3 protein-coding genes and 1 pseudogene are annotated in these 12,939 nt (G+C 67.2%); 2 read left to right on the top strand and 2 right to left on the bottom strand.

From position 1 onward, the window contains the following. Positions 1-28 precede the first annotated feature (28 nt). Both O0S08_RS32680 and O0S08_RS32685 read left to right on the top strand, forming a co-directional pair. Positions 29-9,076, top strand: coding sequence for a Tc toxin subunit A-related protein (locus O0S08_RS32680; protein WP_269033303.1), 9,048 nt, complete (start codon positions 29-31; stop codon positions 9,074-9,076). 70 nt (positions 9,077-9,146) lie between these two features. Next, the gene (locus tag O0S08_RS32685) at positions 9,147-10,055 is read left to right on the top strand and encodes a hypothetical protein (RefSeq protein WP_269033305.1); all 909 of its coding nucleotides are present in this window, start codon (positions 9,147-9,149) and stop codon (positions 10,053-10,055) included. A gap of 214 nt (positions 10,056-10,269) precedes the next feature. Here O0S08_RS32685 and O0S08_RS51365 read toward each other — a convergent pair. Continuing rightward, positions 10,270-10,518: pseudogene (locus tag O0S08_RS51365) on the bottom strand (cation transporting ATPase C-terminal domain-containing protein); the annotation flags it as partial. 315 nt (positions 10,519-10,833) lie between these two features. Next, entirely contained in the window at positions 10,834-12,939 is a 2,106-nt protein-coding gene (locus tag O0S08_RS32690) for a serine/threonine-protein kinase (protein ID WP_269033307.1), read from the bottom strand.

Below are 12,939 nucleotides of genomic sequence, written 5' to 3' on the forward strand. Positions count from 1 at the left end.
GCCGCTGCGCGCGAAGGAGCATTGCGGTATGCCGAGTCTCATTGTTACGGGCAAGGTGGTGACGACCGCGGGCGAGCCGGTGACCGGGAAAGTGGTGTCGATCCTGCCCCGAACCCGTGCCGATGCCTACGGGACGCCGGTCACCACCGTCATCACGCGCGATGGCACGTACACGTTGTCGTATAGCACGACCGGTGCGGAGAATTCGTTCGATGTCTACGTCATCGTCTCAAACTCAGGGGGCGGCGAGATTGGGCGGTCCGTGTTCCTGTACGATGTGTCCGGCGAACTCACCGTCGATATTGTCGTCGGAGACGACGAATACAGCGGTCGCTCCGAATACCGACGGATCGAGGCCAGGATCGAGGACCTGCGGGGCGACGTCGCCGTCGTTGCGCTCGACGCCGATTATCTCGAGTACCTCGCCGCGAAGCTCGGCATGGATCCGTTGCGCATCTCGCTGTACATTCATGCCCACCGGATGAACGCACATCTGGCGAGCGCCGTGCCGGCGGACGCAGTGCCGGCCTGGGCGTTCTATGCCCTGTTACGGATGGGGCTGTCGACCAATCTCGGCCAGTTGCTCGCCGAGGGGCGGGCGGCGCACGCGAATGCAATAGCGAGCGGCATCGCCCGCGGTGTCATCTCGGATCCCGGCGAAACCGCGGTGGAAGAAGCACTCGATGCGCTACAGGCGCAGGCCGCGGCCAGCGCGGTATGGGCCGACGACCCGGTCGCACCGACGATCAAATCGAAGTTCCGCCGGCTCCTCGATACGGCCTCAGGGGCCGAGGCGGAGCCGGACAAGCAGCTTCTATTCATCCAGAAACATCTGGCTCACACCGGTACGATCGACGAGTTCTGGGCGGCCGTTGAGATCGACAAGGACCTAGGCCCCACCGTGGTGGCCACCTATCAATGGACCATCCAGATCAGCGCCCTCGCCAACGACCACATGCCGCTCATCGAGCGGTTGCAGGCGAGGCGCGAGGATGTCGGCGAGGCGATCAAGAAGTTTCGCGACCTCGCGGAGCTCGACGTCAACCAATGGATCGCGCTCTTGAACACCGCGCCCGCGATCGGCGCGCCGCCATCGATCCCCACCGACTGGCCGGAGGAGGACCGGGTCCGGCGGTACGCAGAAACGCTCGAGCGCATCGTGGCCGACACGTATCCGACGGCCGTCGTCCACCAGCGAATCGTGCGCGACCACGCCGCGAACCCCGGGAGTATCGCCGGTGCCGCCGACCTGATTCAATTCTTCATCTACAACCCCGACTTCGAGCTGCTCACCGACGATCTCGAGGAATACCTGGCCGATAACACTGGTGCGCTCGACCACGTCACCGACGCAGCGGCCACGAAGGCGAACCTCAAGCGGTTCCAGCGGCTGACCCGCCTCGCTCCGCGCGGTCTCCACTACAACGTCGTCAAGCCGCTCTATCAGGCCGAGATCTACTCGGCGTTCCAGATCAGCCGCATGAGCCGCGCCAACTTCTTGCGGAGGTTCGGGAGCAGTTTCGGCGGCGAAGACATCGCCGGTGCGGTCTATCAGAAGGCTGCGCACACCTCGTCGATCGCGCTCGCCACGGCGGCGCGGTTCTCCTCCGCGTTCAATCCCGTCGCGAACAGCCACGTGCCGTCCATGTTGACGGAATTCGGATCGCACGCCGAGCTCAAGACAATCTTCGGCAACCTCGACTTCTGCGCCTGCGAGGATTGCCGCTCGGTGTTCAGCCCGTCGGCCTACTTCGTCGACCTGCTGCACTTCCTCGCCAATCAACCGGGGCAGGACGCCGGGTCCTCGGCCCTCGATGTTCTCAAGGCGCGCCGCCCCGAGCTGACGACCATCGAGCTCAGCTGCATCAATACCAACACCGAAGTCCCCTACATCGACCTCGTCAACGAACTGCTCGAATACCACGTATCGCGCCGCGCGGAGGCGCCGCCGTCGGTGCCGACGAGCTTCTGGCAGACCACCTGGACGGCCGAGGAGCTGGCGATCCGCCCGGAGCATCAAATTCAGGAGGCCTACGAGGTCACGGCACAGGGACTCTACCCGTGGCTCCTCCCGTTCGACCTCCCGTTCGCCGAGACTTCGATGTATCACCAGAGCTTCGACGTCTCGCGCGAGCGGATGGTGGACGCGAATCCGGCCGGCGGCGACTATGCCGACCGGCGCGCCCGCGCGCGGCTCGGGCTGGACCAGCTGACATGGTCCATCATCATCAATTCGGGCTTGCTCGGCGGGCCGCCGGGGGCCTACTGGAACGTCGCCGAGGACGACTGGCCGGACTCGCTGCGCGTCGTCTCGACCTTCTTGAAGGTCGCGGAGCTCGAGCTCCCGGAGCTGGCCACGCTGCTGCGTACGCGCTTCATCGGCGGGCTCGAGATCACGTACGCTAATCCGCCCGACGACTGCAACCTGGACCTCGCCCAGATGACGGATCTCGACGAGGACGACCTCGGCAAGATCCATCGATTCGTTCGCCTCCAGCGCAAGCTCGGGTGGACCGCCGAGGAGATCGACCACGCGTTGCATACGCTCGGCGGTGCGATGCCGGCGCTCGACGCCGAGATGGTGCGCAAGCTGGCCGTGGTCCATCGATTGAAGGAGCGCCTGGGCCTGCCGCTCGACGTCCTGTTGACGCTCTGGTCACCGATAGCGACCCACACGCCCGCGGACGACGAGACCAAGCCCAGCTTCTACACGGCCCGATTCATCAACCGGGTCCTCGACGGTGGCGGGACGTCGCTGTTCGCCGAGACGGATGGTGTACTGACGACCCCGGCCGGCCGCATGTCGATAACCTCGCGCGTCGCCACGGTCCAGGCCGCGCTCGGGGTCTCGGGGGAACAGGTCGTCTTCCTCGACGGCTGGATCGGGGGTCCCGACAACACGACGACCATGGCGAAGCTGTCCGCCGCGCACCGGCGCACGAGCCTCGCCAAGGCACTCGGCGTGTCGCTGCTCGAGCTGCGGCGGCTCATCGATGTCGTCGGCAGCTCTCCATTCCACGAGGAGGTGGGCGCACCCAGCGAGATCGACCTCGCCGCGACAGAGTCTTTTCTCGCCGCGGTGGCCGCGATTCGCGGCAGCGCCTTCACCAGCGAGCAGCTCGCGTATCTCCTGCAGCACACCGCGCCGACGACCCCGGGCGTTGCGCCGAGCCCGGAGGTCCGAACGCCCTTCCTGAAGGAGCTGGCGGCAGGTGTGAAGGCGATCGCGGACAAATACTCGCTCGAGGCCGGAGGGCTCGGAGAGGGCCCGCTCGGCGAGCGTCTTCGCGCCGCGCTGGCGGAGATCCTCGCGGCCGACGAGGTCGAGGCGGCGATGGCGATCGCTCAGGGCAATTCGTCGGAGGGGGACGTCGATCAGGAGGCGCGGATCGCCGCGCACTTCGATCCTGACAATGACGCGCGGTTGGTGTTCTTCAGCGACGTCGAGGTGGCGAAAAACAACCTGGTGGGGGGCGCTGCCTTCGATGAACGCGCCGAACGCTACAACTACATCCTCACCGAGCTCTATGCCGCGCTGCGCGAGCGGTCGAGCCGAGAGTTCGTGGTCCAGCGATTCGCCGAGCATTTCGGGGTCGCGGTCGAATCGATGCAGGCGCTGCTCTCGGAACACCTTACCGCGCCGTCGGATACGTTCCTCCTCGACTTCTTCGTCGACGACGGGTTCTTCGACGACGCGACGCCGGAGATCACCGGCCAGTTCGCATACGAGCGCGTCCACAAGAGCGCCCGCGTAATCGTTCGCTTTGAGCTCGACGCGACCGACCTGCATTATCTCTACGGCGACGGCGTGACCGGCTGGCTCGACCTCGACGCCCTGCCGAGCGGTGAAGGCGTGATCACGCCGGTCGCGTTTGCCGGGTGGAAGCGGCTGTTCGACTACACGCGCGCCCGAGCCCTGTTCCCCCATCACCCGGGGACGCTGAGCGAACTGCGGGCCGCGGCCGATACGGGCGAGGTCTTCGCTCTGCTGGTGTCCCGGCTCGGCTGGAGCCTCGCAGACGTGAGCTTCGCCAGCGAGACGATCCACGGGCTCAGTGTCGCCGACTTCGACGATGAGGCGGCGCTGCTGCTCGTCGCCGAGACGGTCACGGTCGCCCGGCTGCTCTACACTCCGGTCAGAGACGTGTACAACTGGGCGACATCCGAGCCCAACGTCGGCCAGGCCGTCGCCATGCGCAAGGCGCTGCGCGGGCGATATGACGAGAGCACCTGGAGAGGCGTCGCGCGCAGCATTCAGGACGTGCTCCGGGTCCAGCAGCGCGATGCGCTGGTCGCCACGCTGATCGCCAGGGGCATCGACGCCGATCCGACTGACATTCCGATCGCCAGCGCTGACCAGCTCTACGCCTATCTGTTGATGGACGTGGAGATGAGCGTATGCATGATGACCTCGCGCATCCGGTTCGCGCTCAGCGGGGTGCAGCAATTCATCCAGCGAGTGTTCCTGGCGCTCGAGGAGGACCTCCAATTCGACGAGGACGCCGAGAACGAGTGGCAATGGATGAAGCACTACCGGGTGTGGGAGGCCAATCGCAAGGTCTTTCTCTACCCCGAGAACTGGATCGACCCCGCCCTGCGCGACGACAAGAGCGAGTACTTCCGCGAGCTAGAAGAGACGCTGCTGCAGGGGGATGTCACCAAGTCTCTCGCCGAGACGGCCTATGTCGCCTACCTCGAGAAGCTGCAGTCCGTGGCGATCCCCGAGGTCATGGGCATGTACCATGAACGCGACTACGACCCCGACACAAAGCATCTCAAGGTCAACGACCTCCACGTCGTCGCTCGCACTGGACACGGACCCTACCGCCACGTCTACCGCAAGCGACAGGACCTCCGCCGCTGGACCGCCTGGGAGGACCTGCCCGGCGACATCCAGAGCGACCATATCATGCCGATGGTCTACGGCGGGCGGCTCTACGTGTTTTGGGTCGAGTTCCGAATGGAGGACGTGATGCCGGCTACGCTCGGTGGCAGCGGGGAATTCCCGATCAAGCAGCCGGTCGCCGATCTGTTCTGGATCGAGAAGCGGAACGGATCGTGGACCAGCCGCTTCCACGCCGAGGGGTGCAAGCTCAGCATCGGCGATGCGAGTCAATATGACACCCTCGATTGGGTGAAGCGCAATCGGTCTTGCATGGCTTTCATCGTACCGGAGACGCAGGCGCTGGAAATCCACGTCTGCGCATACGCCGGGTCCCAGGGAGAAAAGTCCGACGGTGTCACTGTCACGACACTCGGGCGATTCGTTTTGAAGCCGAAGATCGGCCGGTTCGTCTCCTCGGCCTCGGGCGGGGACCCGTACTATGTGACGTACGCGCCGCGCAGGCGACTCGGTCAACGATGGTTGGAAGTGTACGAGGGACGACCGGCGAAGTTCCGGTTGCCGAAGACCGGCGGTCGCGCGGAGCTCTTCAGCGAGGTCACACCGAGTTTCCGGACCCTGTTCAGGCACGACCTACCCGGGGAGGATCTCAGCGAGTCTGGATTCTTCGTCCTCGCCGAGCGCCACCAATTCTATGTCGTTCCCAAGGCGACCGAGAAGGGGCCGCAGGGCCCGCAGACCGGCTCGATGAACAAGCCGCCACCCAACGCGACGGAGCTCCTGCCGTGGAGCGCGTATGCGTTCTTGCCCACGGACTCGGCGCCCCTGTTCGGCGAACACCCCATGGACCTGTCGCAGAAGAAGTACCAGGCTGATTCGCTGCAGGTGCCGATGAAATGGAAGGGTACGATTCCCGGGGTCACCGCCACCCCGACGAAGGACAATGTCGTGTCGGGTCAATCGGCCGGGATGATCAAGGAACTCACCGACAAGTCCGAGGAGGTGCTCCTCACCCCGCCGGCGCCCAAAATGGATACAACCCTGGGGTACTGGGAAGAGAAGCTCTTTCGCGTGTTCGTCTTCCAGCACACCTATGCCGGGATGTTGCTCGGGCAGATCCGGCGCTACGGTGTCGAGGGCCTGCTCCGACCGCTGGCGGGGTCCGCGGGAGAGGAGCTCAGTCGCCAGCAGATCAGCGAGGTGGCCGTGCCCCAGGTCGCCGACTACGACGCGGACGAGCACCACTATCGGCCGGGTGCGGATCTCACCTTCCCGACGGCGACCGCCCCCATCGCGGACACGCTCGACTTCAGCTACGGCGGCGCTTTCAGCCTCTACAATTGGGAGATCTTCTTCCACGCGCCGCTCCTGATCGGCGACATCATGAGCCGGCAGGGGCGCTACGAGGAGGCCGATTCATGGCTGCGGGCGATCTTCGATCCGACGGCGTCGGACATCGAGCATGCCAACCGCTTCTGGCGGTTCAAGCCGTTCTTCACCACGCCGCACGTCCCCTCGATCAACGATCTGCTGCGGCTCCTGCAGGGCGACGATCCGGACGACCCCGCGCGCCTCGAGTTCGAGTATCAGGTCGAGGAGTGGCGGGACAACCCGTTCAACCCGCACCTGATCGCGCGCCTGCGCACCGGCGCGTACCAGTGGGTGACGCTGATGCGATACCTCGATAACCTGATCGCCTGGGGCGACGCGCGGTTCGCCGAGGACACGATCGAGTCGATCAACGAGGCGACGCAGATCTACATGCTCGCCAAGATGATCCTCGGCGACAGGCCGGTCGAGATCAAGAAGACGGTCGCTCCCGCGGTGAAGACCTACGACCAGATCGACCAGGATCTGGACAGCTTCAGCAATGCGCTCGTGGAGCTCGAGCCCAAGGTCAAGGGACCCCCGGGCTTCATTCAGCTCGACATCATCGCCAGCAAGGGCGAGTCGTGGCACACCAAGCACTCCGCGCCGCGGTTCTGGTACTTCTGCGTCCCCGGCAACCCGAAGTTGCTCTCGTACTGGGATGTCGTCGAAGACCGCCTGTTCAAGATCCGTCACTGCCAGGACATTCACGGCGTCGAGCGGCGGCTCGCGCTCTTCGATCCGCCGATCGATCCGGGCCAGATCATCAAGGCGCTCGCAGGCGGCGGCGATCTCGCCTCGGCGCTCTCGCAGCTCACGGGCCGGGCGCCGGTGTACCGCTTCCAGACCTACCTGTCCAAGGCGTACGAGCTCGCCAGCGAGGTCAAGGCGCTCGGGAGCGGGCTGCTCCAGGCGTATGAGAAGCGCGATGCGGAGGAGCTCGCGTTGCTGCGGAACGCCCACGAGCGTTCGGTGCTCGCGCTGGCACGGGCCGTGAAGGAGGCGCAGATCGAGGAAGCGGCGCAGGCCTTGCTCGCGGCCGAGTCGGCGCGGCCGATCACGCAGGCGCGGCGTGATTACTACCAAGGGCTCATTCAGAGCGGGTGGATCGCCAACGAGCACGCGCAGATCGAGCTTCAACAGTCGGCCATGAGCGCGACGGAGTCCGCGGGGCTGGCCAGCTTTCTGGGCAGCGAGCTCGGGCTCATTCCGGACTTCGACGGCGGCGTCGAGGGCGTGTCGTCGCCCGTGGTCAAGGCGTCGTTCGGCGGCTCGCAGCTGGCCGCCGTCGCCAACATGATCGCGGGGATCTTGCACACGCAGAGTTCGTACGATTCCATGGCGTCGAGCCTCGCGGGCACGACCGCGACGTACGAGCGCCGCCTGCAGGACTGGAAGCTTCAGGTCACGCTCGCCGACCTCGAGTTGGCGCAAATCGAGCAACAGGTCGAGGCCGCGAGAGCGAGGAAGGTCGTCAGCGAGAAGGAACTGCGAGCGCACGATCAGCAGATCGAGAACGCCGAGGTCGAGGACGCCTTTATGCGTTCCAAGTACACCGACAGCGAGCTCTACGGGTGGATGATCGGCAAGTTGTCGTCCCTCTACAAGCAGGCCTACGAGTTGGCGTACCGCGCGGCCGTCGCCGCGGAGAAGGCCTATCAATACGAGCTGCATACCGACGAGAGCTTCATCGGGTTCGGCTACTGGGATCAATCCCGGGCCGGACTGCTCGCCGGCGAGCTCCTCGCGCTGGACCTGCGGCGCCTCGACGCCGCGTACCTCGACAACAACATTCGCGAGTACGAGCTGACGAAGCGCATCTCGCTCGCTCAGCTCGATCCGTACGCGCTCGTGCAGCTGCGAGAGACCGGGTCATGTTACATGCGGGTGCCGGAGCACCTGTTCGACTTCGATCACCCGGGACACTACTTGCGGCGCATCAAGATGGTTAGCGTGGCGCTGCCGGGGGTCACGGGGCCGCACGTCAACGTCGGCTGCACGCTGACGCTCGAATCGAGCAAGATCCGCGTGTCGCCGGTAATCGGGGAGGATTACGCCGAGGATACCGGTAACGACGGGAGGTTCAAGTATCGGGTCGGGAAGGTCGAACAGATTGCGACGAGCAGCGGTCAGGACAGCACCGGGATGTTCGAGTCGAACCTCAACGACCCGCGGTTCTTGCCGTTCGAGGGCGCCGGGGTGATCGCTACCTGGCGGATCGACCTGCCGCAGACCAGGCGTCAGTTCGACTATCGGACGATCGCCGATGTCGTTGTCACGGTCCAATACACCGCACGCGAGGGCGGCGGCGCGCTGCGGACCGCGGCGCTGGCGAATGCGCAGATCGAGGCGGCGAACGAATACGCCAACAATTCAGACGTGCTGGGTTCGGCGCTGCTGCTGCGCGCGTCCACCGACTTCTCGGCGGCCTGGCACGCCTTCCTCTACGCCGAGACCGCGACCTCGGTGCGCGAGTTCGACATGGATCTGGTCGCCGAGCGCTTCCCGTACCTGGCAGCGAGATGGCCGAATCTCGAGATCAAGGCGGTTCGCCTCGTTCTCGTGACCGACGATCCACAGCAGGTCGATGACGTCACGCTCAAGCGCGACGGGGTGACGATCGGGACGCAACATCTGCAAACGGCCCCCGTGCTCGGGGACCTGCCGACCAGCAGCTATTCGACTCCTCCGGATACCGAGCCGGGGCCGTGGAAGGTGACGGTCGACGCCAGCGCCGCCAATCCGATCTTCCCGGACAAGTACCGGCAGGAATACACCATCGACGGTATAACCTACTCTCGGTTCAAGGATGGCGTGATTCGTGACATGGTCGTGATCGTTCATTACGAGCTCCCGACGACGTAGGAGTCTCGATGGGCGACGGGCGCGGCGTGCGCTGCTTGCGCCGCCCCCGATTTTGGTGTATCAACGCGATATGCGCGTTCGCTTCATGCTCTCGCCGCTGGTGCCCTGCCTGTCTCTAGTTGCCTCGGGGTGTCCGGATGGATCGTCGAACACCGAAACCACGCAGGCGACGACCTCTAGCGGGGTCAGCGGCGCAGATCCCTCTGGCACGGGGGGGCAGCAGTCGACCGGGACGGGCTCCGAATCGGGGACGGGCTCGGACACCGGGGGCGCGGGTCCCCACGCGATTTGCGAGCGCTACCTTCAGTGCGTCGCGGTAGTGGCCCCGGGCGACCTCCCGACGGTGCAGATGGGCTACGGCGACAACGGCATGTGCTGGCAAGGCAGCGAGGCCGACGCGCAATTGTGCCTGGATGCGTGTCAGGCCGGGTTGGAGATGTTCAACGACCTGTTCCCCGAGGAGCCGAAGTGCGGGCTGTGTCAGGACCATTCGGAGTGCGACATGGCCGCGGGTGAGCTGTGTCATTTGGGCAAGTGCGAGGTCACGACCTGCGGGGACGGAATCGTCGACGATCAGGACATTTGCGACGGTCAACCCCAGTGCGATTTGAATTGTCAGGGACCGCAGGATTGCAACCCGATCTCCAATTTCGGATGTATGCAGGACGAAGTCTGTACAGTGGACAATGACGGGCATGAATTCGTCTATGCGAACTGCCGCGACTTGGGTGACCCTGGCGCTCAGGTCGGAGCCCCGTGCATATGGAACAACGACTGCCATGTCGGCCTGGTTTGCGCCTGTCAGCAGAACTATCCTGCGTGCGAATCTCCGGGTGTCGAGGGTATCTGCGCGAGCTATTGCGACCTCGGTGCGCCGAACCCATGCCCGGATCCGCTGACGTGTGTTCCTTACGAAGACGAGACGGGCGGTCTTTTGCCGCCGGAGCTCGGGTTCCTCGGCGTCTGCGTCCCCGCGTGATTTCGATCGGCCCGGGCGGTCCGGGCGACGGGCCGCGCCCACCACTGAATGGAGTCGCTGGCGGGTTGTTTGTCGATCGGTCGCTCGGCCGAGCGTGACGCGGAGCGGCACTTCTTGCCGGCTTGCAGGCGTAGGCAGCCTCGAGGTCGTCCTGCCGTCGACGCTGGATCTGCTTGTTCGGCCGGCCGGCCAGCACGGTGAGCAAGGGCGGCCGGCTCGGCCGGCTGTCCCATGGGCGCGCGGCGGTACGGATGACGAACAACACCAGCGTCTGCGTGACCAGGGACTCGACGAACCAGCGGGTGTGGAACAGCGTGGGCGAGGCGTGGAACAGGTGGAGGAGCCCGTAGAACGTGAGGATGTCGTAGAGCGAACTGATCGGGCCGAGGACGACCATGAATCGACGGATCAGGCGGAGGTCCCACCGCCGCGCTTGCCGGCGCCGGGGAACCCGGTCAGTCACCAGCCGACGCGGGTGCGCTGGCGGCGTGGGGCATGGGGGACGATCGGTCGGGCTCGGCCTGCCAAGACTGCGTCGCCGCGCTTTGGTCGCGCGCGCCGACCCTGATTGCCAAACTGGCCGACCCGAGGTCCGCCAGGCCGCCGTCAGTGTTCGCAGGCGGGACGCTTTCTCGCGGCCGGCAGGGCGCCAGGCCCCCGGCGGCCGCCTTGCTCAGCTCTTCCTGGCGGCGAGGGCGAGGACGTCCGACGTGCTCAGGCAGCCCGCGGGAACCGGGGTTGGGGGTCGTCTGCGAGGGGCGGGATGCACCCGGCGATGTCACTCGCTGGCGCCGAGCGCGTCGAGGCGGGCCTGCGTCTGCCGTGTGTCGGGGTGCGAGTCGCCGAGCGTGTGCCGGCGGATCTCGAGCGCGCGCATCAGCAGCGAGCGCGCCGCGTCCAGGTCGCCGGCGTCGGCGCGCAGGCTGGCGAGGTGCCCGACGACGGTGGCGACGCCGTGATGCTCGGGCCCGAGGGTCGTCTCGGCGAGCGCGAGGGCCCGCTCGAGCTCCGTCGACGCCGCCGCACCATCGCCGCGGCGCGCGTGGACCAGCCCGAGCGCGGTGCGCAGGCGGACCTCGATCGGGTCGCCGGCATTGCGCCCGAGCGCGTTGAGGGCCAGCGCGCTCCAGCGCAGCGCCTCGTCGGTGCGGCCCTGGCCGTAGCCGATGGCCACGACGAGCTCGGTCCGCGCGCGCACCAGCGCCGACAAGTTGTTGCCGCGCTCGGCCGCCAGCGCCGCCGTGAACAGCGTCGCCTCGGCTGCCGCATAGTCGCGAGCGTGCGACTGCAACGAGCCCAGCAGCACCAGCGCCTCGGCGGTCGTGAAGTCGTGGCCGAGCAACTCGGCCTGGGTCGCCGCCTCGCGGGCGCGGGGCAGTGCGCGCGCGACCTCGCCAGCCTTCAGCAGCGCGGCGATCTCGTCGAGGCGGCCGGCGAGCGCCTGCACCTGCACGGCCACCGCCGGGTCGCTCGGTGCGATTTGCAGCGCCAGCTCGGGCCGCTCGCGGCAGGTCGCCAGAGGTCGCAGCCGGACCGCCGCCTTGACCGCGTTACCGAGCACGCCCTCGGCGTCCTCGGTGAACGCCACCACCAGCGCGCGCAGCTCGCCGAGGCTGCGGTCGAGGCAGGCGAGCTCGAGGTGCGCTTGCTCCTTGGGACCTGTCCTTTCGGCGTCGTTGGCGGCGCGACAGGCGGCCTCGCGGGCAAGCGCCCACTCCTCGGCGTAGGTGTCGAGCCGGGCCGCCACCTGCGACCACGCCTCGACCGCCTCGGGCTTGCCCGTGGCCAGAAACGCCTGGCGCACCGCTGCCCGCCGGCTCTCGCCCCAGACTTCGGCCGCCTCCGAACCTGCTCCTGCGCACAGGTCTTCCTGGACATGTTCTGTGCGCCAGGACCATCCGACCAGCCCGGTCGCCAGCGCCGCGCCGACTGCCCATAGCGCGGGCCCGCGGCGCCGGCTCGCCCGCTCGAGCGCCGCTAGCAGCGCCGCCATGTCGGGCCAGCGGTGGGCAGGCTCGACCTGCAGGCCGCGGAGGAGGATCCGCCGCAGCGCCGCCGGCACCCGCGCTCCCTCCGGCGGCGGCGCTATCGTCCCGGCCAGCGCGCGGCTGCGCAGCTCCTCCGCAGTCGCGCCGACGAACGGCCGCTGGCCGTGCAGCGCCTCCCACAGCGCGACGCAGAAGCTGAACTGATCGGAGCGGGCGTCGACCGCGGTGCCGCGGTGCTGCTCGGGGGACATATAGGGCAGCGAGCCGACCAGTGCGCCCGTCGCGGTCGAGCTGCCTCCAAGGACATGTCCTTGCAGCAATGTCCCGCGGGCCATCGAGGACGCCACCGCCTCGGCGGCCGCGTGGGCCAGGCCGAAGTCGGCCACGCGGGCCCGGCCGTCCTCGCCGACGAGCACGTTGTCGGGCTTGAAGTCGCGGTGGATGAGCCCGGCCTGGTGGGCGGCCCGCAGCCCGCGCCCGGCCTGCAGGAACACCTCGACCACCTCGCGCCAGCCGCGGGGCGCCTCGCCGAGCCACTGCGTCAGCGTCGTGCCGGCCACGAACTCCATGACCACGAACACCTGCTCGCCCCACGTCCCGGCCTCGTAGACGGTGACCGCGTGCGGGCTGGAGACCCGCGCCATCGCCTGGGCCTCGCGCAGCAGGCGCTCGCGGCCCGCGCTGCCGGCTCCGACGCGATCGGGCCGGACCAGCTTGATCGCCACCTTGCGCCCGAGCTCCGGGTCGAGGCCGGCGTAGACGACCCCCATGCCGCCCGCCCCTATCCGCTCGCCCACCACATAGCGCCCGAGCCGCAGCGCCGGCGCCGGCTCGCCGAGGAGCCGCCCGCGGACCTCCGCGAACAGGCGCTGGAACTCGAGCGGTCGCTCGCCCAC

This window comes from Nannocystis punicea (assembly GCF_026965555.1).
Classification (GTDB): Bacteria; Myxococcota_A; Polyangia; order Nannocystales; family Nannocystaceae; genus Nannocystis; species Nannocystis punicea.